This window comes from Streptomyces sp. NPDC052301, assembly GCF_044593395.1.
In the GTDB taxonomy this organism is placed as follows: Bacteria; Actinomycetota; Actinomycetes; order Streptomycetales; family Streptomycetaceae; genus Streptomyces.
The window spans coordinates 98,119-122,580 of record NZ_JBIUBE010000018.1 but is presented as its reverse complement, the minus strand read 5'-3'; the positions used below and the strand labels follow the sequence as shown (position 1 = coordinate 122,580).

General features: G+C 72.7%; 14 protein-coding genes. 6 read left to right on the top strand and 8 right to left on the bottom strand.

The window, feature by feature from the left end:
• Window positions 1-107 precede the first annotated feature (107 nt).
• Window positions 108-356: a hypothetical protein gene (locus ACIHEJ_RS35975; RefSeq protein WP_400141807.1), complete on the bottom strand. Its 249-nt coding sequence runs from the start codon at window positions 354-356 to the stop codon at window positions 108-110.
• Between ACIHEJ_RS35975 and ACIHEJ_RS35970 the strand changes: the two genes are divergently transcribed.
• On the top strand, window positions 355-2,007 hold the full coding sequence (locus ACIHEJ_RS35970) for a trypsin-like serine peptidase (protein WP_400141806.1): 1,653 nt from the start codon (window positions 355-357) through the stop codon (window positions 2,005-2,007). The two genes, ACIHEJ_RS35975 and ACIHEJ_RS35970, sit on opposite strands and share 2 nt — an antisense overlap.
• Window positions 2,008-2,385: 378 nt before the next feature.
• On the opposite strand, the gene ACIHEJ_RS35965 is transcribed toward ACIHEJ_RS35970, so the two are convergent.
• Entirely contained in the window at window positions 2,386-3,198 is an 813-nt protein-coding gene (locus tag ACIHEJ_RS35965; RefSeq protein ID WP_400141805.1) for a TrmB family transcriptional regulator, read from the bottom strand.
• Between the two features lie 256 nt (window positions 3,199-3,454).
• Here ACIHEJ_RS35965 and ACIHEJ_RS35960 point away from each other — a divergent pair, with 256 nt between their 5' ends.
• Together ACIHEJ_RS35960 and ACIHEJ_RS35955 are read left to right on the top strand one after the other, a co-directional pair.
• Window positions 3,455-4,723 (top strand): S8 family serine peptidase, encoded by a 1,269-nt coding sequence (locus ACIHEJ_RS35960; RefSeq protein ID WP_400141804.1) that lies wholly within the window; start codon window positions 3,455-3,457, stop codon window positions 4,721-4,723.
• Window positions 4,724-4,924: 201 nt separating this feature from the next.
• A complete protein-coding gene (locus tag ACIHEJ_RS35955) occupies window positions 4,925-7,726 on the top strand; it encodes a SpoIIE family protein phosphatase (RefSeq protein ID WP_400141803.1) in 2,802 nt (933 codons plus the stop codon).
• Window positions 7,727-7,760: 34 nt separating this feature from the next.
• On the opposite strand, the gene ACIHEJ_RS35950 is transcribed toward ACIHEJ_RS35955, so the two are convergent.
• Window positions 7,761-8,429, bottom strand: a complete 669-nt coding sequence (locus ACIHEJ_RS35950) for a DUF2637 domain-containing protein (RefSeq protein WP_400141802.1) — start codon at window positions 8,427-8,429, stop codon at window positions 7,761-7,763.
• 528 nt (window positions 8,430-8,957) lie between these two features.
• Window positions 8,958-13,220 carry a molybdopterin-dependent oxidoreductase gene (locus ACIHEJ_RS35945; RefSeq protein ID WP_400141847.1) on the bottom strand — a complete coding sequence of 1,421 codons (4,263 nt, stop codon included), beginning with the start codon at window positions 13,218-13,220 and terminating at the stop codon, window positions 8,958-8,960.
• 186 nt (window positions 13,221-13,406) lie between these two features.
• On the opposite strand from ACIHEJ_RS35945, the gene ACIHEJ_RS35940 reads away from it, so the two are divergent.
• On the top strand, window positions 13,407-16,559 hold the full coding sequence (locus ACIHEJ_RS35940) for an ATP-binding protein (protein WP_400141801.1): 3,153 nt from the start codon (window positions 13,407-13,409) through the stop codon (window positions 16,557-16,559).
• A gap of 24 nt (window positions 16,560-16,583) precedes the next feature.
• Here the strand turns inward: ACIHEJ_RS35940 and ACIHEJ_RS35935 are convergent, their stop codons facing one another.
• Together ACIHEJ_RS35935 and ACIHEJ_RS35930 are read right to left on the bottom strand one after the other, a co-directional pair.
• A complete protein-coding gene (locus ACIHEJ_RS35935) occupies window positions 16,584-17,378 on the bottom strand; it encodes an ABC transporter permease (protein ID WP_400141800.1) in 795 nt (264 codons plus the stop codon).
• A complete protein-coding gene (locus ACIHEJ_RS35930) occupies window positions 17,375-18,358 on the bottom strand; it encodes an ATP-binding cassette domain-containing protein (RefSeq protein WP_400141799.1) in 984 nt (327 codons plus the stop codon). The genes ACIHEJ_RS35935 and ACIHEJ_RS35930 overlap by 4 nt, the downstream gene beginning before the upstream one ends.
• Window positions 18,359-18,692: 334 nt before the next feature.
• Between ACIHEJ_RS35930 and ACIHEJ_RS35925 the strand changes: the two genes are divergently transcribed.
• On the top strand, window positions 18,693-20,732 hold the full coding sequence (locus ACIHEJ_RS35925) for an NAD(+) synthase (protein WP_400141845.1): 2,040 nt from the start codon (window positions 18,693-18,695) through the stop codon (window positions 20,730-20,732).
• 20 nt (window positions 20,733-20,752) lie between these two features.
• On the opposite strand, the gene ACIHEJ_RS35920 is transcribed toward ACIHEJ_RS35925, so the two are convergent.
• Together ACIHEJ_RS35920 and ACIHEJ_RS35915 are read right to left on the bottom strand one after the other, a co-directional pair.
• Window positions 20,753-21,463, bottom strand: a complete 711-nt coding sequence (locus tag ACIHEJ_RS35920; protein WP_400141798.1) for a TIGR03943 family putative permease subunit — start codon at window positions 21,461-21,463, stop codon at window positions 20,753-20,755.
• Window positions 21,460-22,491, bottom strand: coding sequence for a permease (locus tag ACIHEJ_RS35915; protein WP_400141797.1), 1,032 nt, complete (start codon window positions 22,489-22,491; stop codon window positions 21,460-21,462). The genes ACIHEJ_RS35920 and ACIHEJ_RS35915 overlap by 4 nt, the downstream gene beginning before the upstream one ends.
• A 153-nt stretch (window positions 22,492-22,644) precedes the next feature.
• Between ACIHEJ_RS35915 and ACIHEJ_RS35910 the strand changes: the two genes are divergently transcribed.
• Window positions 22,645-24,462 carry an NAD-binding protein gene (locus ACIHEJ_RS35910; protein WP_400141843.1) on the top strand — a complete coding sequence of 606 codons (1,818 nt, stop codon included), beginning with the start codon at window positions 22,645-22,647 and terminating at the stop codon, window positions 24,460-24,462.

Here is a 24,462-nt window from a genome sequence, read left to right as displayed (position 1 = left end):
TCCTTGCATACCTCATACAGACGAATATCGCGCCTCGTGGTCCTCGCGGCCGGAACTGCCCTGCTCCTGACCGGAGGGGGAGGCCTCGCCCAGGCGCAGGCCAAGGTTCAGGACGCCACACCGGCGCCCCACTTGTCCCCGGTGACGGCGCCGTCCGCCGGACCGTCCGCCGGGACCTCGGCCGGACCGTCCGGCGAACCCGCGCCCTCGCCCTCTGCCAGCCCCTCGACCGGGACCGGCACCGGGGAGCCCTCGGCCTCACCCTCGGCGAGCGCGAGCGGGTCCGCCGCGACCGAGACCGGCGACGACGACTTTTCGGACGAGGACGCCATCCGCTTCTGGACGCCTGAACGCATGGCCTCGGCCACCGACCCGGCGCGGCCCACACAGCAGTCGGACCCGAGCGCCAAGGCCCGGTTGCGGCGGGCGGCTCCGGCCGGACCTGGCGTGGCGGCCGACATGCCGACCGCGGAGCACATCCTCGGCCTGCCATCCGTCGGGACGATCTTCACCTACGACACGGACCCGACCACCCAGCGGATGCACGCGCACCATTGCACCGCCAGCGTGGTGGAGAGCCCCGGCCACAATCTGATCCTGACCGCGGGGCACTGTGACGGGGGCAAGGCCGTCTTCGTCCCCATGTACGCCGCCGAAAAGACGCTGGACAAGCAGACGTTCGGGTTCTACCGGGTCGCCAAGTTCTTCACCGACAACCGGTACGTGCACAACACCAAGAAGCCCATCTCCGATCTGGACTTCTCTTTCGGCCGGCTCGAGCCTTCGAAGAGCGGCAAGCAGGCGCAGGACGTGGTGGGCGCGAACACGCTGGTGCGTACTCCCGGTTACCTGAACAAGGTCACGATGGTCGGCTACCCCTCCAGCCACGACCCCGAGGACCATCCGGTGCGGTGCCCCGCGCAGACGGAGGCGCTGCCCGGCTTCTACCAGATCCAGGCCAAGTGCCGTGGTATGTGGGGCGGTGTCTCCGGCGGTCCCTGGTTCTCCCAGGTGGACTGGAAGAAGGGAACCGGCGAGATCATCGGCAACGTCGGCGGCTACCACGGCGGCGGCGACGACGCCGACGACGACTGGCTCACCTACAGCCCCATGCACGGCGACTGGTTCTTCCGCCTGTACGACGAGGCGAAGAAGAACCAGGTCCCCCAGCACGGCAGCACCTACGACCAGCCGCCGCTGCCGTACTCCATGGGCGGTGGTGAGACCTGGTCCCACGCCAAGCTGTTGGCCTCGGGCGAGTACACCGGCAACGGCAAGGGCGACCTGATCGCGGTCTGGACCGACGGCGAGGTCACCCTGTACACCGGCGACGGCAACGGCGGCTTCACCGGCGAGCGCCGACTGGCCGCACGCCACGGCATCTTCCAGGACGCCAAGTCCGTCACCGGTGGGGACTTCTCCGGCGGCAACGGTTCGGACCTGCTGGTGGTGTTCGACTCCGGCGAGGTCAGGCTCTTCCCCGACGTCGGCGCCAAGGGCCTGGACGGCGGGATCAAACTGGCCGACGCCGGATCCATCTGGAGCCATGCCGATCAGATCACCGGGGGCAGCTTCGGCACCGCGAAGTACGTCAGCGACCTGCTGGTGCGCTGGAGCGACGGCGAAGTCACCGACTACACCGCGGTCGGCGACAAGGGTTTCGGCACCGAACACCAGCTGGAGAAGCCGAAGAGCGCCTGGAAGGACGCCACCCTGGTGACCGCGGGTGACTTCACCGGCGGCAACAACTGGGACACCCTGGTGCGCTGGTCCGACGGACATGTCTCCCAGTTCCAGGAGACCGGCCCCGGCGGTGTCGGCAGGGAGGTCCACATGGCTTCGGCGGGCAGTATCTGGTCCCACGACTCGGTGATGACGGCGGGCAGCTACGACTCCAACGGCTGGCCTGACGACCTGGTCGTCCGCTGGTCCGACGGTGAGACCACCATGTACACACACACCGGCGCCACCTTCGGCACCGAACACATGCTCGTCCCCCCGAAGTAACCGCCCCAGGGCCTGTTACGGCAGCCGAGGCGGATCCGGGTGACCCGAACCACCGGGCCACCCGGATTCCGCGGACGCCGTGGTCGGAGAGCAGGAACACGAAGCTGTGCCGGGGCGGCGTCGAGCGGCTCACCGCTCCGGGTGTCCCGCCACCGGTCCACGATCAGTACCTCCATCGCCACTCCCGTCACACCAGCGCCCGGCGTGGACACGGACCTACGACGGCCCTGCTGGGTGAGCCCCGCGACAGCCGCGCGATCACCTGCGCCGGGCTGAAGGACGAGGTCTCCGAGGCCCCCAACGCCTCCCTGGACGCTCGTCGATGGTGATCGTGCCGCGGACGCCCGCACTCCCCGGCCGGGCCCATGCCTCGCCGTGTCACCCCGTCGCCGGTCCGGGTGCCGCGCCGTTCCAGACCGTGTCGAAGGCCAGCCTCAGGCAGCTCGCCAGGGCGGGATGTTCGATGAAGAGGGTGGTCGTGGTGCCCTCGCCGGCCACCGGGTCGGGCATGTCGCACAGGACGAGGGAGGCGTCGGCTATGACGAGTTTCAGGGGGAGTTCGGCGGCGAAGCGGGCCTCCTCCCCCGCGGCGGCGAAGCGTCGTACGTGGTCCATCGTCTCGGGGTCGTCCAGGGAGGCGTCGAGGTAGATCGCCCGGACGGTGCCGCCCGCCCGGTGCAGTCGGCGGACCACCTCCATGCCCTCCGTGTTCTCGGCGGGGGCGACGAACGGCGGTTTGCAGAAGGTGAGCAGTTCGTGTCGCGCCTGCCGCTGGATGTCGGCGAAGCGTTCGGAGATGGCCTTCGGGTCGCGCAGGATCTCGATGTAGTCCAGGGGGTCGGTGTGTTCCCGTCCTTGGAAGTAGAGCGGCTGCAGGACCTCGGACAGACCTTGCGAGACCCGCTCCAGGCGGTCGACGGACTCCCGTTGCACCGCCATCAGCCGGGCGAGGGCCAACTCCGGTGTGACGCCCGAGTACGTCGCCACCCGCCCGGGGTGAGTGGTGGCCAACTGTCTTCGGATCAGGGCGTCCAGCACGTCGTACACCCGTTGCCGTGGCACATCGGCTTCGCGCGCCACCTCGGCGGCCGTGTACGAACCACGCCTGATGAGAGTCAGGTAGACCCGTGCCTCGTAGCGAGGCAGGCCCAGTGACATCAGGTCGTTGACGGTTCCATCATCCAGCTCCATGGCTGCACAAGGTACCTCTGCGGCACGGGAGTTGAAGGCGATGTTTTACCAACTGGCTCTGTTCTCTTCGGCAAACTGTCCCTAACCTCTTCAACAGCCACCACTGACCGGGGTGGCACTCGACAGCCTTGCCCGAATGCGGCCCCATCCGGCCACCCCCAACGGAAAGCGATTGTCATGCACGTGACATAACGTGCGGGCAGAGCCCTCCGGCCGCCGGTGTGGAGCCTCCCATCCCCCCACGGAGGGCAGTTCATTGCGTTCTCACCGCAGAAGGAACCCGATACGCCGCGGCGCGCCCGCGCTCCTGTCCGCAGCGGCCCTGATCACCGGCGGCCTGGCCGTCGCCTCACAGTCGGCGGCCTTCGCGACGACGGCCGCCACGGCCCACCCGACCGCAGCGGCCCCCACGGCCGCCGCAGCCCCCGCCCACCGGCTCTGTTCGGAGCCGAGCAAGCCCGGCTACATGGCGTGCGAAGCGGTTGTCCGTACCGACCTGAAGGCGCTGAAGTCCCTCGGCCGCCACGACACCCCCAAGGGCCTCGGACCCGCCGACCTGCAGGCCGCCTACAACCTGCCCAAGGACGGCGGCAAGGGTGCCACCGTCGCGATCGTCGACGCGAACGACGACCCGAACGCCGAGAAGGACCTGGCGGCCTACCGGTCGCAGTACGGCCTGCCCGAGTGCAGCACGAGCAACGGCTGCTTCCAGAAGATCGACCAGGACGGCGGCACGAAGTACCCCGCACCCGACCAGGGTTGGGCGGGTGAGATCTCGCTCGACGTGGACATGGTCAGTGCGGCCTGTCCGCAGTGCCACATCCTGCTCGTCGAGGCCAAGTCGGCCGGCATGGACGACCTCGGCGCGGCCGTGAACCAGGCCGTCAAGCAGGGTGCCAAGTACGTCTCCAACAGCTACGGCGGCGCCGAGGAGGCCGCTGACACCTCCGCCGACGACAAGTACTTCAAGCACCCCGGCGTCGCCATCACCGTCAGCTCCGGTGACAGCGGCTACGGCGTCGAGTATCCGGCCGCCTCCCCGTACGTGACCGCTGTCGGGGGCACCTCGCTCAAGAAGGACAGCAGCACCCGCGGCTGGTCCGAGTCCGTCTGGGGCGCGTCCGCGGGCGGTGACGGCGCGGGCTCGGGCTGCGCGCAGTACGGCGCCAAGCCGTCCTGGCAGAAGGACACCGGCTGCGGCAAGCGCGCCGTCGCCGACGTCGCGGCCGTCGCCGACCCGGCCACCGGTCTCGCCGTCTACGACACCTACCAGGCCGGCGGCTGGAACGTGTACGGCGGCACCAGCGCCTCCGCGCCGTTCATCGCCGGCGTCTACGCCCTCGCGGGCACCCCGGCCTCCGGTGACGACCCGGCGTCCTACCCGTACGCCCACCCGGACAAGCTGAACGACGTCTCCGACGGCGCCAACGGGTCCTGCGGCACCTACCTGTGCCAGGCGGGCAAGGGCTACGACGGCCCGACGGGCCTCGGCACCCCGAACGGCGTCGCGGCCTTCGCCAAGTAGGCCCCCGCGGACCGGAGGCTCGGCCCGAGGAGGCCGAGGGCTCCGATCCGTCCGCTCCGCCCCCGCCGGCCGTCCGGCGGGGGCGGAGCGGTCGGCACCGACTTCCGGGAAGAACCAGGTCAGGGACGTGATGCCCGGCGAGGGGCCGGTCCCGTCCACGTCACCCGACCCCGACCACCGGCCACGGTGTATCAAGGGTGTATGGAGGAAATGTCCGGGCGGCCTGGGGGCCCGGAACGTCGTCCGTCCGTCGGGCGCCCGCACGCGCGCGGCGCTTCCCTGCTGGACCCGCGCAGTGCGGCCGGTCAGGTGTTTCTCGTCCAGGTCGTCATCGTGGTCCTGCTGGTCGTGGCCGCGGTGGTGGCCATGGTGCTCCAGACGGCGAGTGACGCGCTGCAGCAGGGGCGGCGCGAGTCGGTCGTCGCGGCCCAGTCGTTCGCGAACGCGCCCGGCACCGCCGAGGCGCTGCAGAGCCCGCACCCCACGGCGGTGCTGCAGCCGAGGGCCGAGGCGGTGCGCAAGCGCACGGGTGTCGACTTCGTCGTCGCCATGGACACGAAGGGGACCCGTTACACGTATCCCTACCCGAGCGAGATCGGGAAGAAGTTCGTCGGCACCATCGCTCCGGCGCTGAAGGGACGGACCGTGGTGGAGCAGGCCGGCGGGCCGCCGCTGCCCGCCGGCAGCGGGACGGACGTGCAGGCGGTGGTCCCCGTGACCGACGCCCACGGCACGGTGGTCGGCCTCGTCTCCGCCGGGATCACGGTCAGGAACGTGGCGGCGCTGTGGCTGCCGATGCTGCCGATCATCCTGGCCAGCGGCGCCGTCGCGCTGGCGCTGGCCGTGACGGGGACGACCCTGGTGTCCCGACGGCTGCGCCGGCAGACGCACGGCCTGGCGCCCGCGGAGCTGGCGCAGCTGTACGAGCACCACGAGGCGGTCCTGCACGCGGTACGCGAAGGCGTGCTGATCATCGACGCCGACGAACACCTGGTGCTGGCCAACGACGAGGCGACGCGACTGCTCGGACTGCCGCCGGACGTGCGGGGGCGGCCGGTGCGGGCGCTGGGGCTCCCGGAACCGATCACTCTCCTGCTGACGACACCGAAGGCGGTCACCGACGAGGTGCATCTCGCCGGGGACCACTTGCTGGCGGTGAACAAGCGGCTGACGTACCCGCGGGCCGACCGGGGAGGCAGTGTGGTGACCCTGCGGGACACCACGGAGCTGGCGGCGGTCTCGGGGCGGGCCGAGGTCGCACGGGAGCGGCTGGAACTGCTGTACGAGGCCGGGCTGGGCATCGGCACGACGCTGGACGTGGGGCGGACGGCCCAGGAGCTGGCCGACGTGACGGCGCCGCAGTTCGCCGACCTGGTGACGGTGGACCTGCTCGACGCGGTGCTGCGCGGCTGGGAGCCGACGGCGGAGGGCTGGCGGCATCTGCGCCGGGCGGCGATCGGCGGTGATCAGGGGACGGTGCCGGTGTATCCGCTGGGCGAACTGATCACGTTCTCGCGCCGGACGCCGCAGATGCGGACGCTGCAGGAGCGGCGGGTCCTGCTGGAGCCGGACCTGCGGCAGGCCCACGGCTGGCGCGCACAGGATCCCGAGCGTGCCCGCAAGGCCCTGGAGGCCGGATTCCGTTCGCTGGTGACCGTGCCGCTGCGGGCGCGGAACGTCCTGCTGGGCGTGGTGAACTTCTACCGGACGGCGGATTCGCCGCCCTTCGAGCCGGAGGACCTCTCCTTCGCGGAGGAGCTGGCCGCGCGGGCGGCGCTGGCCCTCGACAACGCCCGCAGGTTCACCCGGGAGCACGCGATGGCGGTGACGCTGCAGCGCAGTCTGCTGCCGCGCGGGCAGCCGGACCAGGACGCGCTGGAGGTGGCCTGGCGGTACATGCCCGCGGAGGTGGGGGTGGGCGGGGACTGGTTCGACGTCATCCCGCTCCCGGGCGCTCGCGTGGCCCTGGTGATGGGTGACGTCGTCGGCCACGGGCTGCACGCGACGGCGACGATGGGCCGACTGCGCACCGCGGTGCACAACTTCTCCACCCTGGACCTGCCCGTGGACGAGGTGCTCGGGAACCTGGACGACCTCGTCGTCCGCATGGACGGCGAGGACGACGCGGGCGATGCCGTGGACGGCCACGAGGGGGAGGGGGTGACGGGAGCGACCTGTCTCTACGCGGTCTACGACCCGGTGGCCGGCTCCTGCACGATGGCCCGCGCGGGGCATCCGGAGCCGGTGGTGGTGGATCCGGACGGGACGGTGACCTGTCCCTGCGTGCCGGCCTCGGCACCGCTGGGCCTCGGCGGCTACCCGTTCGAGACGGCCGAGCTGCGCCTGCCGGAGGGTTCGCAACTGGTGCTGTACACCGACGGTCTGGTGGAGGACCGCGACCAGGACATCGACGTCGGGATGAGCAGGCTGCGGCAGGCGCTGGCCGGGTACGGGGGCCGTACTCCGGAGGAGACGTGTCAGGCGGTCATCGACGCGCTGAAGCCGTCGCCCGCCAGTGACGACATCGCGCTGCTGGCGGCGCGCACCCGGAAGATCCCGCCCTCACGCGTGGCCGAGTGGGACGTGCCGTCGGATCCGGCGCTGGTCCCCTCGATACGGGCGCGCTGCCGGGAGACGCTGCTGAAGTGGGGACTGGAGGACGCCGCGTTCGCCACGGAGCTGATCCTCAGCGAGCTGCTCACGAACGCGATCAGGTACGGCTCGCCGCCGGTCGCCGTACGGCTGCTGCGCGGACGCTGTCTGATCTGCGAGGTGTCGGACGGCAGCGGCACCTCGCCGCGCCTGCGGCGGGCGGCGACCACCGACGAGGGCGGCCGGGGACTGTTCCTGGTGGCGCAGTTCGCCCAGCGCTGGGGAACGCGGTACACCAGCCACGGCAAGGTCATCTGGGCGGAGCAGGTCCTGCACGACGGCAGGTCCGCCGCCACGGACCAACCGCCGATCGACTTCCTGCTCGACCAGTTCGACGACCCCGGCCTGTGAGCCCGCGGCGCCGGACGGCACGGCGCGAGGGGGGTCAGGCCGGCCGGGCGCCCCTGGGCGGTCGTCCGGCCGTCGCTTCGTCGGTGGGCACCTCGGCCGACTTCACCCGGTGCCGGGCCAGGGTCCGCCGCCGGGGCGGCCTGGTCAGGGTGATCTGCCGCACCACCTGCTGGAAGCAGGCCAGGGAGGCGAAGCTCGGCAGAGCGGCGGCGGCCGTGGCGACGACGTTCTTCGGTGCCTGCGCGACACACAGCGTCATGGCGATGGCGGAGAAGAGCAGGAGTACGCACCAGGAATGAAAGGCACGGCGCTGGTGCAGCGCCGACCGGAAAATGGACAGCGCCGCCACCAGCCAGGGACCGAACACCAGAAGAGGCCACCAGGGAACCGGCCCGCTCTGCGTCCGGGACGCCGCCACCAGGCGCAGCGGGTCGTAGGCGACGAGGCCACCGAAAATGCTCACCGCGGAGGCGATGACGGTCACCAGCGCGGCGATGCAGTAACTGGCGATCCGGAGCCCGTCCGGGCGCTGCCGTGGCCGTACCTTGCGGTGACCCCGAGGGGCAGCTTTCAGCAGGGGCAGTTCCGCCGTGATTTCCACCAGGGCTTCGCGGGGCGTCCTCGGGGCCGGGTCGACGGGATGATCCTCATGGCGTGCGGCCGGGATCCTGGCCTGCTGCTCCTCCATGGCGTCCTGCAGCATGAACGCCAGCTCCGCTGCGGGATCCCAGCCCGATTCCGGAGGAATCAAGGGAATCTGACTGCCGTCCGTATACCCGACGCCGAGATCTGGGTAATGCCCCAGTCGCTCGTGATACATGGCGCCGCTTGATCATTCAGCCGGTGGTTGACTGAGCCAGGATTCCGCCCCCACCCACCGTCTCGAGAGATCTCGCTCCAAGGCACTCATCGCGTCCATGAAGTCCTGGAGGATCTCCCCCGTCACCTCCAGTGTGACCGGCAGGCCGCCCCTCATAAGAATGCCTTTCGCAGAATCCGCGCGTGGAGGCGCGGGCAGGAACGTGTAGGAGCCCAGCCGCATGGATCGCGTCGCCTTGGTCATATTCGAAGTAACGCCGCCATGCGGTGTTGGGTGCGTGGCGATCGGGTGAAGGATTAGCCGGACAAACACCTTGTGCAGGTATCGGTCGGCCCTATATGTAGTCGGCCTTATATGCAGTCGGCCCTATATGTAGCTGTATGAAGAACCACTCATTTCCCCGGCCGGAGGTCAGTACACGTCACGGACGTAGCGCTTCTCGGTCGTGAGGTGCTTGACGTAGGCCGCCGCCTCCGACTCGTCGAGGCCGCCGTGGAGCGTGGCGATCTCCCTGAGGGCCCGGTCGACGTCCTTGGCCATGCGGGAGGCGTCGCCGCAGACGTAGAAGTGGGCGCCGTCCCGCAGCCATGACCACAGCAGCGGGCCGTGTTCACGCATGCGGTCCTGGACGTAGACCTTGGTGCGCTGGTCGCGGGAGAAGGCGGTGTCCAGGCGGGTGAGCGTGCCCTCGGCGAGGAAGGCGGTCAGCTCCTCCTCGTAGTAGAAGTCGGTCGCCCGGTGCTGTTCGCCGAAGAACAGCCAGTTCGGCGCGTGGTGGCCGCGGGCGCGGCGCTCCTCCAGGAAGCCGATGAAGGGGGCGATGCCGGTGCCGGGGCCCACCATCACCGCCGGTGTGGCGGGGTCGGCGGGCGGGCGGAAGTGCGGTGCCCGCCGGACGCGGACCGGGACCGGGGTGCCGGGCTCGGCGTCGGCGAGGAAGGGGGAGCACACGCCCTGGCGGGGGCGGCCGGCCAGGTTCTCGTAGCGGACGACGGAGACCGTCAGCGACACCTGGTGGGGGTCGGTCAGGGGGCTGGACGATATCGAGTACAGGCGGGGCTGCAGACGGCCCAGGACGTCCGCCCACTCCTCGGCACCGGCCCGGATGCCGAACTCGGCGACCAGGTCCACGGCCTGGCGTCCCCAGGACCACTGCGCCAGCCCGCCCTTGTTGTCCGGGCGCAGGAGCTTGCGCAGCTCGCGCGGGTCGCGGGCGCGGTCGGCGGCGAAGCGCAGCAGGCCGGGGGTGATGCGGGTGATGTCCAGGTGACGCCGCAGGGCTTCGGCGAACGGTACGTCCCCGACGCCCTGGACCCGTACGGCCGCGCCCGCGTCCAGGCCGGTGACGGCCAGCCATTCCGTCACCAGCTCCGGCCGGTTGAGCGGGCGTACCGCCAGGGCGTCGCCGGCCTCGTAGACCAGCGGGGTGTCGCTGTCCCGGGTGTCGAAGGTGAAGCGGCGGACCTCCTTCCCCGCGCCGGGCAGGCTCAGCAGGCGGTTGCCGGTGAGACGAGCGGGCACGGGGGCAGCCGCGCGGGCCGGGGCCGGGGCCGGGCGAGCCGGGAGGCCGGCCACCGCAGTGGCCGGGGCCGGGTGCTCGAGGTCCGGGTGCTCGAGGTCCGGGTGTCCGGGGGCCGGGTGTCCGGGGGCCGGGTGTCCGGGGGCCGGGTGCTCGAGGTCCGGTTGTCCGGGGTCCGGGTGTCCGGGGGCCTGCAACGCCGTGCGTATCCGGTCGAGCCACCCCTCGGCCTCGGTCTCGTAGTCCGGTTCGCAGTCGGTGCGCGGGGCCAGCCGTGTCGCGTCCAGTTCCTCCAGGCGCCGGTCCAGGCGGCGGCCGTGGCCGCAGAAGTCGTCGTAGGAGGAGTCACCGAGGGCCAGGACCGAGTAGCGCCTGCCCTGCAGGCGCGGGGCGTCGGGCGCGGCGAGGGCGTCCCAGAAGCCGGCGCCGTTGTCCGGGGCGTCGCCGTCGCCGAAGGTGCTCGTGATCAGCAGCAGGTCGGCCTCGGACGGCAGCGCCGCGAGGTCCGCCTCCTCCATGGGCAGGAGGGCGGCGGGATGACCGTCCGCGGTGAGCCGCTCGACCGTGGTGGCGGCGAACTCCTCGGCGTTGCCGGTCTGCGAGGCCCAGAGGATCAGGACCTGGCGGCGGGCGGCGCCGGCCGTCGGCCGCGGGACGCCGGGGGTGGCGTGCGCGGGGGAGGCGGCGGCAGGTGCCGGCTCGGTCCTGGAGTACATGCCGGCCAGTACGCCGTTCACCCACAGCGCGTGCTCAGGGCTGAACGGCGCGTCCGACGGCAGTACCGGTACGCCGGGGAAGCCGGACGGGATGCCGGCCAGGAAACCCCTCAGGTACCGGCGTTCGGGTTCGGCCAGTTCCGGTGGGGACGCGGGTTCCAGGCCGAAGGGGGTGGGGGCGGGCGCCGCCGCGAGGGCGGCCGCGGTGACCGCCTCCCGCACCGGCGGCGGTGGCGTGGCCTGTGCCCCCACCGGCTCCGGCGTCTGCACCCTCACCGGTGTGGCCACCCTGGTCAGCGACACCGCGCACACCTTGAACTCGGGCTGGAAGGAGAGCGGGTCGACGGCGTCGTTGGTCACCGCGTTGACGCTCAGGTACTCCCCGAACAGGTCGTTCCAGTGGAACGGCGCGAAGCAGCAGCCCGGCCGGACCCGGTCGGTGACGACCGCCGGCAGCACCGCCCGCCCGCGCCGCGAGGCGACCTCCACCGAGTCGCCCTCGGCGATGCCCAGTGCGGCCGCGTCCCGCGGGTGCACCTCCACGAAGGGGCCGGGGTCGAGCTTGTTCAGCTTGGCCACCCTGCCCGTCTTGGTCAGGGTGTGCCACTGGTGCTGCAGGCGCCCGGTGTTGAGCAGATACGGGTAGTCGTCGTCGGGCATCTCCGCGGCCGGGATGTGCGGGCGGGCGTGGAAGACCGCACGGCCGGTACCGGTCGGGAACGTCGGTGCGCCGTCCTCGCCGACGTAGCGGACCGGGTTGCGGTCGGGGCCGTCGGCCCGCGCCGCCGGCCACTGCACGGGCGTCGAACGCAGCCGCTCATAGGTCACCCCGCGCAGGTCCCAGCCGGTCACCGGGTTCCAGGCGCGTTTGATCTCCTCGAAGATCTCCTCCGCGCTGTCGTACGAGAACCCCGTCTCGTAGCCCATCGCGCGGGCCACGGCGGCGATGAGCCGCCAGTCCGCCGTCGCCTCGCCGGGCGGGTCGGCGGCCTGCCGGGCGAGGGTGAGGTTGCGCTCGCTGTTGATCAGCACGCCCTCGGCCTCGGTCCACAGCGCGCCCGGCAGCACGACGTCGGCGTACGCGTTCGTCTCCGTGTCGGCGAAGACGTCCTGCGTGACGACGAACTCGGCCGTCTCCAGGCCCTCGATGACCGTCCTGCGGTTCGCGACGGAGGCGACCGGGTTGGTGCAGATGATCCAGCACGCCTTGATGTCACCGACGGCCATCCTCCGGAACATCTCGATCGTGCCCCGGCCGGCACCGTCGGCGCGCAGGGTGCCCGGCTCCCGTTCCCACAGCTCCTCCACGAAGGCCCGGTCGGCGTCGACGAGGACGGAGCGCTGCCCGGGCAGGCCGGGGCCCATGTAGCCCATCTCCCGGCCGCCCATCGCGTTGGGCTGACCCGTGAGGGAGAAGGGGCCGCTGCCGGGGCGGCAGATCGCGCCGGTGGCGAGGTGCAGGTTGATCAGGGCGTTGGTGTTCCAGGTGCCGTGCGTGGACTGGTTCAGGCCCATCGTCCAGCAGCTCGTCCACTCCCCCGCCTCGCCGATCAGCCGGGCGGCCGCGCGGAGGTCCGCCTCCGGCACGCCGGTGATCCCGGCGACGGTGGCGGGCGGGTAGTCGGCGAGGAATGCGGGCATCGCCTCCCAGCCCTCGGTGTGGGCGGCGATGAAGTCGGGGTCGGTGTGGCCGTCGGCGTGCAGCAGGTGCAGCAGCCCGTTGAGCAGGGCGAGGTCCGTGCCCGGCCTGAGCTGGAGGAACAGGTCGGCCTTGGCGGCGGTGGCGGTACGGCGCGGGTCCACGACGATCAGCCGGGCGCCCGCCGACTTCACCCGGTCCATCATCCGCAGGAAGAGGATCGGGTGGCAGTCGGCCATGTTGGAGCCGATGACGAGGAAGACGTCGGCCCTGTCGAGATCCTGGTAGGAGCCGGGCGGCCCGTCCGCGCCCAGCGACAGCTTGTAACCGGTACCGGCGCTCGCCATGCACAGCCGGGAGTTGGACTCGATCTGGTTGGTCCGGATGAAGCCCTTGGCCAGCTTGTTCGCCAGGTACTGGGCCTCCAGGGTCATCTGGCCGGAGACATAGAGGGCGACCGCGTCGGGGCCGTGCTCGTCGACGATGGCGCGCAGGCGGCGGGCGGTCTCGGTGACGGCGTCCGCCACGGGAACGGGCCGCGCCTCCTCGCCGCGGTCCGGGCGGACGAGGGCGGTGGTCAGCCGGCCCGGCGCAGCGAGCATGTCGGCGGTGGTCGCGCCCTTGGTGCACAGCCGGCCGGCGTTCGCCGGGTGCTGCTTGTCCCCGGCCGCCTTCAGGACCGTACGCCGTCCGTCCGGTCCCCTGCCGATGTCGAGGACCAGGCCGCAGCCCACCCCGCAGTACGAGCAGACCGTCCGCACCTTCGTCGTGCCCTCGCTCCGCGAGCCCGCCGCGGCCACGGGCGCCCCCTTCCCCAGTGCTCGGTCCGATCTCACCCTTCGTGACCGTACGAACCGCTCATTACGCCGGTGTCTCCGCTCTCGATCACCGGGGGTTAAGCGCACCGCACAGGGTCTGGCCGGCGGATGTGAGCACAGGCCCGCCCAGGGCCTGTGGGACCTGCCGCGACTGGCTAATGTGCAGGCGTGACGACCGAGTTGACCCTGCTGCCCCGAGTCGCCTGCCGTGGGCGGGAGATCACCGCGCCCCGGCTGCGCGGGCTGCTGGCGCTGCTCGCCGGGGATCTGCGGGGCGGGTGCAGCACGGGTCGGCTGGTGGAGGGGCTGTGGCCGGACGAATTGCCGGAGCGGCCGGGCAAGGCGGTGCAGGTGCTGGTGTCGCGGCTGCGGGCTCAGGTGGGTGCCGAGCTGGTCGTGAGCACGCCGACGGGCTACCGGCTGGCCCTGGACGAGGCGCAGGTCGACAGCTCCGCGCTGCTGCTGCACGAGGCGGCGAGCACCGAGCGCGCGCGGGCCGGGGATCACGCGGGCGCCCTGGAGCGGGCCGAGGCGGGGCTGGCGCTGTGGGACGGCAGCGGCGGCGGCGGGGCCGGGGAGGAGCTGCACGACCCGGTGGTCGCGCTGCGCCTCGGCCGGGTACCGGCCCTGCGCTCGCTGGCCCGGTCCCGGGCGCTGGCGCTCGCCCGGCTCGGGCGGCGCGAGGAGGCCGCGGGGCCGCTGGCCGAACTGGCCCGGGAGCTGCCGCGGGACGAGGAGGTGCTGGCGGAGCTGCTGCGCTGCGAGGCGGGGACCTCGGGCCGGGCCGCGGCGCTGACCCGGTACGACGCCTACCGCCGCGGACTGCGGGAGCAGCTGGGGACCGATCCCGGGCCGGGGCTGCGGGCCGTGTACCAGGAGCTGCTCACCGCCGACGCGGCGCCGGTGCGGCAGGGCGTGCCGCACGAGCCGAACCCGCTGCTGGGGCGGGACGCCGACGTCGCCGCCGTGACCGGGCTGCTGCGCGGGTCCCGGGTGGTCACCGTCGTCGGGCCCGGTGGCCTGGGCAAGACCCGGCTCTCCCACGCGGTGAGCCGGGCCGCCGAACAGCCCGTCGTGCACTTCGTCACCCTGGCCGGTGTCACCGCCGACGACGACGTGGCCGGTGAGGTCGCCTCGGCGGTCGGCGCCGGGGACGGCCGGCAGCTCGCCGGCGGCGGGGACGCCGTGAGCGGTGTCGTCGGCGCGCTGGGTGCCGGGCCGGCGCTGCTGGTGCTGGACAACTGCGAGCACGTCGTCGCCGGTGCGGCCGCGCTCGTCCGGGCCCTGGTGTCACGGTCCGCCAAGCTGCGGATCCTGGCCACCAGCCGGGCCCCGCTGGGCCTGACCTCGGAGGCCGTGTACGCCTTGCCGGAGCTGTCCCAGACGACCTCGGTGGAGCTCTTCCTGCAGCGGGCGCGGGCCGCCCGGCCCGGGGTCGAGCTGCCCGCGGAGGAGGTCGCCGAGATCTGCCGCCACCTGGACGGGCTGCCGCTCGCCGTGGAGCTGGCCGCGGCCCGGGTGCGGGTGCTGTCCGTGGCCGACATCTCCCGCCGGCTCAGGGACCGGTTCGCGCTGCTGCGCGGGGGCGCCCGGGACGCGCCCGAGCGGCACCGCACCCTGCGGGCCGTGGTCGACTGGAGCTGGAACCTGCTGGAGGCCGACGGACGAGCCGCCCTGCGCGCCCTGTCCGTGTTCCCCGGCGGCTTCACCGAGGACGCGGCCGAGTACGTCCTCGGGGACACCGGGGACGCGCTGGAGCTGCTGGAGCAGCTGGCCGGCCAGTCACTGATCAAGGCCGGGGACAGCCCGTCCGGGGTCCGCTTCCACATGCTGGAGACGCTGCGCAAGTTCGGCGCGGCCAAGCGTGCCGAGGCCGGTGAGGAGGAGGCGGTCACCGGCCGCTTCCTGACCTGGGCGCGGGACTTCGGCCGCGCCCACCACGACGTGCTGTTCACCGGGGACGCCGTACCGGCCTGGCTGCGCATCCGGGCCGAGCAGGACAACCTCGTCCTGGCGCTGCGGCACGCCCTCGCCCGCGCCGACGGGCCCGGCACGGCGGCCGTCACCGCCGTCCTGGCCTCCCTGTGGGCCACCGACTCCAACTACCTCCGGCTCGCCGCCCTCACCGCCGAGACCGGCGGGCCGCTGTCCCGGTTCCGCCCCGGGCCCGAGCACCCCGAGGACGTGGAGACGGCCCGCACCGCGGCGGCCGTGTGCACGACGAGCCTGTTCATGGGCCGCGGGCCGCACGCCGTACGGCAGTTGGTCACCCTGCGCCGGCTGCCGCCCGCGCCGCCGGACACCCTGGTGCGGGCGCTGTCGGTCGTGCTGTGCGCCGTACCGGACGTCCACCCGCCGCGCTACGAGCGGCTGGGCGAACTGTGCGACTCCGCCGAGCCCCTGGTCGCGGGCGTCGCGGCCTGCGTGGCGAGCTATGTGTGGGAGTCCCGGCACGAGACGGAACGCGCGCTGGAGTACGCCCGCCGGATGCTGGGCGCGCTGCGGCCGCTGGGCAGTCCGGCCATGCTGCTGCTCGCCTACGGGCGGATCAGCGAACTGTGCCTGCAGACCGAGCGGGGCGCGGAGGCGTACGACCATCTGCGGGCCGCGCTGGACGCGCTCCGCGAGTTCAGCAGGTTCGGCGACTGGTCGGACTCGGTGGGGGTGCACTGGGGGCTGGTGCTCGCCTGTCTGCAGCGCGGGGACGTGGAGGAGGCGGAGTACTGGCTGGGGCTCGCGGAGCTGGACCAGCCGCCGGAGTCGGCCCGGATCTTCACCGCCGATCTGCCGGTCCGGGCGGAGATCGCGCTGGCCCGGGGGCTGACCGAGCTGGGACTCGGGCTGTGGCGCCGGGCGGACGCGCGGATACGGGAGGACAGCCTGCTGTATCCCGGTGACCCTTTCGTGGATCCGTGGTCGCTGGAGGTGCGGTCGGCGGCACTGGCGGCGCATGCGCAGGCCGGCCGGCTGGAGCCGGTGGCGGACCTCGCCGAGGAGCTGCGGGAGCGGCTGCTCGGGATGCTGTCCGGGTCCGGGAGCGGGAGCGCCCCGGTGGAACTGCCGGTGTCCGGCACGCTGTTGCTGGCCCTCGGCTTCGCCGGGCTGGCCCGGGGTGAGCCGGGGGCGGTGCGGCTGGTGGCGCTGGCGGAACGGATGCCGGCGGTACGGGAGTTCCCCACGCTGTCCCTGGCCCGCTCCCGGGAGGCGGCGGAGAACGCCGACGGGGCGGCGTACGCCGACGCGAGGTCGAGGTACGCCGCCCTGGGGCGGGAGGAGTTGCGGGCGGAGGCGCTGCGGGAACTGGCGGCTCCGCCGGGGTGACCCCCGTCGGCCTCGAGGCCGACCTCACCGCTTGGGCTCCCGGTTGAACTGCGCCTTGGACCACAGGTAGCCCAGCACGGTGAGCCCCACGCACCACCCGACCGCCAGCACCGCGTTCTTGGTGCCGATGCCGCTGCCCAGGAGCAGGCCGCGCAGGGTCTCGATGGCCGGCGAGAAGGGCTGGTACTCGGCGAACCAGCGGAACCAGCCCGGCATGAGGTGCACCGGCACGAAGGCGCTGCCCACGAGGGGCAGGATCATCAGCGGCATCGCCATGTTGCTGGCGCCCTCGGCGTTCGGGCTGGCCATCCCCATGCCGACCGCGATCCAGGTCATCGCGATGCTGACCAGCCCCAGCAGCCCGACGGCCAGGATCCACTCCAGCGGTGTCGCGTTCGGGCGGAAGCCGATGGCGAGGCCGATGGCCAGCACGAGCAGCAGGGACGCCATGATCTGGATCACGCTGCCCGCCACATGGCCGATCAGCACGGAGGCCCGGGAGATGGCCATGGTGCGGAAGCGGGCCATGATGCCCTCGGTCATGTCGGTGGCCACCGTCACCGCGGTGCCGATCGCGGTGCCGCCGATGGTCATGAGCAGGATGCCGGGGAGCAGGTAGGCGACGTACGCGGAGCGGTCCGCGTGGCCGCCGTTGATGCCGGCGCTCATCACGTCACCGAAGACGTAGACGAAGAGCAGCAGCAGCATGACCGGGGTGAGCAGCAGGTTCAGGGTGAGGGAGGGGTAGCGCCGGGCGTGCAGCAGGTTGCGCCGCAGCATGGTCAGGTTGTCGCGGAAGGCGTGGCCGGCGGTGCTCATCGGACGGTCTCCTTGTCGTTGTCGGTGCCGTCGCTCTGCGCCGGTACGGGGCTCGCCGTCAGGGCGAAGAACACGTCGTTCAGGTCGGGGGTGTGCACGGACAGCTCGTCGGCCTCGATGCAGGCGGTGTCGAGCCAGTCGAGGATGGCGCGCAGCTCACGCTGGCTGCCGTCGCTGGGGATCTGCAGGGTGAGCGCGTCGTCGTCGCGGGTGGTCTCGCGCAGGGCGGTCGCCGCCCGCTCGTACGCCACCGGGTCGGAGAACCGCAGCCGTACGTGGCCGCCGGGCACGAGCCGCTTCAGTTCGGCGGCGCTGCCCTCGGCGACGATCCGGCCGCCGTTGAGGACCGCGATGCGGTCGGCGAGCTGGTCGGCCTCGTCGAGGTACTGGGTGGTGAGGAAGACGGTGACGCCGCCGGCGACCAGTTCACGGATGATCTGCCACATGGTGTGCCGGGAGCGCGGGTCGAGGCCGGTGGTCGGCTCGTCGAGGAAGATGATCCGGGGGCTGCCGACCAGGGTCATGGCGATGTCGAGGCGGCGCTTCATGCCGCCGGAGTAGGTGGAGGCCGGCTTCTTCGCGGCCTCGACCAGGTCGAAGCGCTCCAGCAGCTCGGCGCTGACCCGCCGTCCCTCGCTCTTGGAGAGGTGGTGCAGGTCGGCCATCAGGAGCATGTTCTCCTCGCCGGTGATCAGCCCGTCCACGGCGGAGAACTGTCCGGTGACCCCGATGGCCGCCCGGACCGCCTGGGCCTCGGCGGTGAGGTCGTGCCCGGCGATCCGGGCCGCGCCGCCGTCGGCGGGGATCAGGGTGGACAGGATGTTGACCACCGTGGTCTTGCCGGCACCGTTCGGCCCGAGCAGGGAGAAGATCGTGCCCGTGGGCACCTGGATGTCGATGCCGTCGAGGACGGTCTTGTCCCCGTAGGCCTTGCGCAGCCCGGTGGCCGCGATCGCGTGTGCCTGATCCGTCGTCGTCATGCCCCAGAGCGTGCGGCCGAGGCGGTTCAGAACGGCTTCACCGCGGTTTCAGGCCCTGGGCCGAGCCGTTGTACCGATGAAACGCGCAGGTCAAGGAGGTGACGACAAGGGTTGCGACGAGCTGCCCAGCATGACCGGACCGACGCCGATCACGAACAGACCGCTGTCGTCGTCCGACCGGTCGGCGTAGGCGGCGGGCGACACCACGGCCGGCAGCAGCCGCGTCCGGCACCGGCCGGCGCGCACGTACTCATCTCCGGCCGAACATCTACGCTTCCCCTGGAGAAACAACCGTCTCGTCTGTGGGGTCCGTGGCGTGGTGAGGGAAGTCCCGTTGAACTTCTGGTCGATCTATCAGCATGGCTTCGCGCGCGTCGCCGCGTGCACGGGCCACACCGTCATCGCCGACCCGGCCGCCAACGCCGAAGCGGTCCTGCGCCACGCGCGCCGGTGCGCCGAGGAGGGCGTCGCCGTCGCCGTCTTCCCGGAGCTCGTCCTGTGCGGTTACTCGATCGAGGACCTGCTGCTGCAGGACGCGCTCCTCGACGACGTCGAGACGGCGCTGAAGGACGTGGTCGACGGGTCGGCGGACCTGCTGCCGGTCCTCGTCGTCGGCGCCCCGCTGCGCCACCGCAACCGGATCTACAACTGCGCGGTGGTCGTCCACCGCGGCCGGGTCCTCGGCGTGGCGCCCAAGTCGTACCCCCCGAACTACCGGGAGTTCTACGAGCGCCGGCAGATCGCCCCGGGCGACGACGAGCGCGGCGGCACGATCCGGATCGGCGACGAGACGGTGCCGTTCGGCGTGGACCTCCTCTTCGCCGCGCAGGACGTCCCCGGTCTGGTCCTGCACGCGGAGATCTGCGAGGACATGTGGGTGCCGGTGCCGCCCAGCGCGGAGGCGGCCCTGGCCGGCGCCACCGTCCTGGCCAACCTCTCGGGCAGCCCGATCACGGTCGGCCGCGCCGAGGACCGCAAGCTGCTGTGCCGCTCGGCGTCCTCGCGCTGCCTCGCCGCGTACGTCTACTCGGCCGCCGGTCTCGGCGAGTCGACGACGGACCTGTCCTGGGACGGCCAGACCATGATCTACGAGAACGGGGTGCTGCTGGCCGAGTCCGACCGCTTCCCGCTCGGCGACCAGTTCGCGGTGGCCGACGTCGACCTCGACCTGCTGCGGCAGGAACGGCACCGGATGGGCACCTTCGACGACAACCGGCGCACGCACGCCGCGCGCACCGCCGACTTCCGCACGGTGGCGTTCGAACTCGACCCGCCGCTGACCGACCTGGGTCTGAGGCGCCGCGTCGAGCGCTTCCCGTTCGTGCCCGCCGACCCCGACCGGCTCGCCCTGGACTGCTACGAGGCCTACAACATCCAGGTCGCCGGGCTGCAGCAGCGGCTCGCGGCGATCGGCGGCCCGAAGGTCGTCATCGGGGTGTCCGGCGGCCTGGACTCCACGCACGCGCTGATCGTCGCCGCCCGGGCGATGGACCGCGCCGGCCGCCCGCGCAGCGACATCCTGGCCTTCACCCTGCCCGGCTTCGCGACCAGCGACCACACCAAGGACAACGCGCACAGGCTGATGCGGGCGCTCGGGGTCACCGCGGCCGAGCTGGACATCACGCCGACGGCGCGGCTGATGCTGAAGGAGATGGGCCACCCGTTCGCGTCCGGCGAGCCGGTGTACGACGTCACCTTCGAGAACGTGCAGGCGGGCCTGCGCACCGACTACCTGTTCCGGCTGGCCAACCAGCGCGGCGGCATCGTGCTGGGCACCGGTGACCTCTCCGAGCTGGCGCTCGGCTGGTCCACGTACGGCGTCGGCGACCAGATGAGCCACTACAACGTCAACTCCGGCGTGCCCAAGACGCTGATCCAGCACCTGATCCGCTGGGTCATCAGCAGCGAGCAGTTCGACGAGGAGACCGGCACGGTCCTCGCCGCGATCCTGGACACCGAGATCAGCCCCGAACTGGTCCCGGGCGAGGAGCTGCAGTCCACCGAGTCCAAGATCGGCCCGTACGCGCTGCACGACTTCACCCTCTTCCACGTGCTGCGCTACGGCTTCCGGCCGTCGAAGACCGCCTTCCTGGCCTGGCACGCCTGGCACGACGCGAACACCGGCGCCTGGCCGCCCGGCTTCCCGGAGGCCGAGCGGGGGGCGTACGACCTCGGTGAGATCCGGCACTGGCTCGAGGTGTTCTGCCGCCGCTTCTTCGCCTTCGCGCAGTTCAAGCGCTCGGCCATGCCGAACGGCCCGAAGGTCTCGGCGGGCGGCTCCCTCTCGCCGCGCGGCGACTGGCGGGCCCCGTCCGACGGCAACGCCCAGGCCTGGCTGCGGGATCTGGAGCGCTTCGGCCTGACGGAGTCCTAGGCGGTCGGTGGGCCGGGCGGTCAGTTGTTCCAGGTCTCGTCGTACGGGTCGTGCGGTACCGGGACCGGTCTGGCCGAGGTGACCGACAGGTACGGGACGGGGCCGTCGTTCACCGGGTCCCTGGTGAGCCGGGGGGTGTAGGTGCCGGTCACCTCGAGCCAGGCGTCCGGGCGGAGCACCGGGGGCAGCGTGCCGGTCAGGGCGATCTTCACCGGCTGGGCGTCCGCGGCACAGCAGTTGAGGGCCATGCGGACCAGGTAGGGCGCGCCCGCGTGGTCCAGGGCGAGGAAGCCGGTGACGCGGACCGGGCGGCCGTGCAGGGAGCGGCCGTGGTCGTAGGCCGCGCGGGAGGCGTAGTCGACGACGGAGAGCGGGACCGGGTCGCCGGCGGGCAGCCGGCCGTAGGCGTACGGCTGCTGCAGGGCGGTGCCGGAGCGCAGGGCGCTGTAGGAGCCGAGGGCGGGTGGGGCGACCAGGATGAGTGCGAGGAGGGGGAGCAACAGCAGCCAGGCGATACGGGGTTCGGGGTGGCTGTGCTCCTCGTGGCGCCGGGTGCGCCGGCGCTCGTACCAGACCGTCGCCAGCGCGGCCAGGACGAGGACCGCGCCCGAGGCCAGCAGCAGCGGCTGCAGGCCGGCCTTGACGTAGCGCAGGTACAGGCCGGTGCCGCCCGCGTGCAGCAGTGCGGCGCCGAGCAGGAACATGACGGCGGCCTGGGCCTGACGGTTCACAGCAGCACCGTCCCGGTGACGACCGCGCCGGCGACGGCCAGCGCGAAGGTGGCGGGGGCGAAGCGGAGCGCGAAGGTACGGCCGAAGGTGCCGGCCTGCATCGCGAACAGCTTGAGGTCGATCATCGGGCCGACCACCAGGAACACCAGCTTGGCGGTCATCGAGAACTGGGTCAGGGACGCCGCGACGAACGCGTCCGCCTCCGAGCAGATGGACAGCAGGACGGCGAGGACGGCGAGCGCGAGGACCGAGACGAGGGGCTGACCGGCCGCCGCGCGCAGCCAGGTCGCCGGGGTCGCTGCCTTCAGCGTGGCCGCGGCCGCCGCGCCCAGCACCAGGAAGCCGCCGGCGTGCATGGTGTCGTGGCGGACCGAGTTCCAGAACGTCTCCCCCTTGGTCGCGCCCTCGTGCGCACCGTGGGCCGGCGGGCGCAGCCAGTCCGTGCGGCCCAGCCGCTGCCACAGCCAGCCCATCGCGCACGCCACCAGCAGGCTCGCCAGGAACCGGGCCAGCACCATCTCCGGATCGCGGGGGAAGGCGACGGCGGTGGCGGTGAGCACGATCGGGTTGATCGCGGGCGCGGAGAGCAGGAAGGCGAACGCGGCGGCCGGGGTCACTCCCCTGCGCACCAGCGCGCCCGCCACCGGCACCGAGGCGCACTCGCAGCCCGGCAGCACCGCACCCGCGATCCCGGCCACAGGGACGGCCAGCGCGGGGCGGTTCGGCAGGGCGCGCGCGAAGAAGGCCGGGGGGACGAACACCGCGATCGCCGCCGAGAGCAGCACTCCGAGGACCAGGAACGGCAGCGCCTGCACGGTCACCGCCACGAACACCGTCATCCAGCTCTGCATCAGCGGGCTGCCGAGGGCGCCGCGGATCGGGGACTGGGCGAGCACGGCGAGGACCAGCACCAGCGTCAGGACCAGCGGGGAGCTGAGCCGTCGGCTCTCCTTGGCCCGCGGTCCGTCGGAGGGGTGCTCGGGGTCCCGTGGGTCGGCGCCGGGCGGGGCGTCTTCGGTGATGGCCACGGGCGGATACCTCCGGCTGGTGAGCTGCCTCCCCCTCAGTACGCCGCCCGCCCCGGATACGTTCATCTCCTTGCTGGAACCACTCCTCTCCTTGGGGCACTCTTTTCCCTCGTGGCGAGCGTTCCGTATCAAGGGGGGCCCAGGGCCCCGCACATGGTGGTGTGCGGGGACGACGGACTCGCGTACCGGCTGGCCGCCGAGTTGCGCGGCGTCCACGGCGAGCAGGTCACCCTCGTGGTGCCGCCGAACGAGCGGACGGCCAGGCCGCCGGTGGTCGGCCGGGCCCGGGCCGCGTCGGCGCTGCTGGACCGGGTGGTCAGCGCGACGGTCGGCCGGGGCGGCGCACCCGCCCCGCCCGCAGCGGCCGGCGGGGGCGGCGGCACCGGCGAACGGGTGCTGGAGGCCGCCGAGCTGACCGAGGCCGTGCTCGCCGAGGCCGGGGTGGAGCGGGCCGCCGCGCTCGCCCTCGTCCACGACGACGACGAGACCAACATCCGTGCCGCCCTGACCGCCCGCCGGCTCAACCCGCGCCTGCGGCTCGTGCTGCGGCTCTACAACCGGCGGCTGGGCCAGCACATCGAGGAACTCCTCGACCAGGCGGCCGCGTTGGCGTACGGCGACGACGGCGAGGAGGGTGCGGAGGCGTCCACCACCGTGCTGTCCGACGCCGACACCGCCGCGCCCGCGCTGGCCGCGACCGCCGTCGCCGGTACCAGCAAGGTCGTCCAGACCGAGGGCGGGCTGCTGCTGCGGGCGGTGGAGCGGCTGCCGTCGGCGGACGGGCGGCTCACCGGCCACGGCTTGTGCACGCTGGCCCTGCTGTCGGGCAACGACCCGGCGGGAGCGGGCGGTTCGGCGGGCGGGGAGCACGAGCCGCGGCTGCTGCCGGACGACGACGAGGTGCGGCAGACCACCGGGCGCGGGGCCATCGTGCTGGAGCAGGTGTCGTCCACGGGCGGGCCCGAGTCGGCCGCGCCCGGCCGCGGGGTGGCCGGCGTGCCCTCGCTGGCCTCGCTGTTCTCACGGCGGCTGCGGTGGTCGCTGGCCGGCATGGTGGGCTGCGTGGTCGCGCTCGCCGTCGCCCTGTGGGTGGTGACCGGGATCCACCCGCTGAGCGCGTTCTACCTCACCCTCCTCGACCTGTTCGCGATCGACGACCCCGCCATCGGGGCGCCCCTGGGCCGGCAGATCCTGCAACTCCTTTCCGGGCTCGTCGGGTTGCTGCTGCTGCCGGTGCTGCTGGCGGCCGTCCTGGAGGCGCTGGGCACCTTCCGCACCGCCTCGGGCCTGCGCAAGCCGCCGCGCGGACTCGGCGGGCATGTGGTGCTGCTCGGCCTGGGCAAGATCGGCACCCGGGTGCTGACGCGGCTGCGGGAGCTGAACGTCCCCGTCGTGTGCGTCGAGTCCGACCCGGAGGCGCGCGGACTCGCGACCGCACGGCGGCTGCGGGTCCCGGTGGTGCTCGGCGACGTCACCCAGGAGGGCGTCCTGGAGTCCGCCAAGATCCATCGGGCGTACGCCCTGCTCGCGGTGACCAGCGCGGACACCACCAACCTGGAGGCCGTGCTGTACGCGCGGAACGTGCGGCCCGACCTGCGGGTGGTGCTCCGGCTGTACGACGACGACTTCGCCACCGCCGTGTACCGGACCCTGCGGGCCGCGTACCCGCAGGCGCTGACCCGGAGCCGGAGCGTCACCCACCTGGCCGCGCCCGCGTTCGCCGGGGCGATGCTCGGTCGGCAGGTGCTCGGGGCGATCCCCGTGGAGCGCAGGGTGCTGCTGTTCGCCGCCGTCGACGTGGCCGGGCACCCGCAACTGGAGGGGCGGACCGTGCGGGAGGCGTTCCGCGCCGGATCCTGGCGGGTGCTGGCGGTGGAGGGCCGGGCCGACACCTCCCCGTCCCATGTGCTGGAAAAGGGGGACCGGGTGGTGGTGGCCGCCACCCGGCGGGGGCTCGCGGAACTGCGGTGA

Bases quoted from the DNA above. Each gene is read 5' to 3' on its own strand.
- ACIHEJ_RS35970 (WP_400141806.1), top strand. From the start codon at position 355: ATGGCCTCGGCCACCGACCCGGCGCGGCCCACACAGCAGTCGGACCCG.
- ACIHEJ_RS35975 (WP_400141807.1), bottom strand. From the start codon at position 356: ATGCGTTCAGGCGTCCAGAAGCGGATGGCGTCCTCGTCCGAAAAGTCG.
- ACIHEJ_RS35965 (WP_400141805.1), bottom strand. From the start codon at position 3,198: ATGGAGCTGGATGATGGAACCGTCAACGACCTGATGTCACTGGGCCTG.
- ACIHEJ_RS35955 (WP_400141803.1), top strand. From the start codon at position 4,925: ATGGAGGAAATGTCCGGGCGGCCTGGGGGCCCGGAACGTCGTCCGTCC.
- ACIHEJ_RS35950 (WP_400141802.1), bottom strand. From the start codon at position 8,429: ATGCTGCAGGACGCCATGGAGGAGCAGCAGGCCAGGATCCCGGCCGCA.
- ACIHEJ_RS35935 (WP_400141800.1), bottom strand. From the start codon at position 17,378: ATGAGCACCGCCGGCCACGCCTTCCGCGACAACCTGACCATGCTGCGG.
- ACIHEJ_RS35930 (WP_400141799.1), bottom strand. From the start codon at position 18,358: ATGACGACGACGGATCAGGCACACGCGATCGCGGCCACCGGGCTGCGC.
- ACIHEJ_RS35910 (WP_400141843.1), top strand. From the start codon at position 22,645: ATGGTGGTGTGCGGGGACGACGGACTCGCGTACCGGCTGGCCGCCGAG.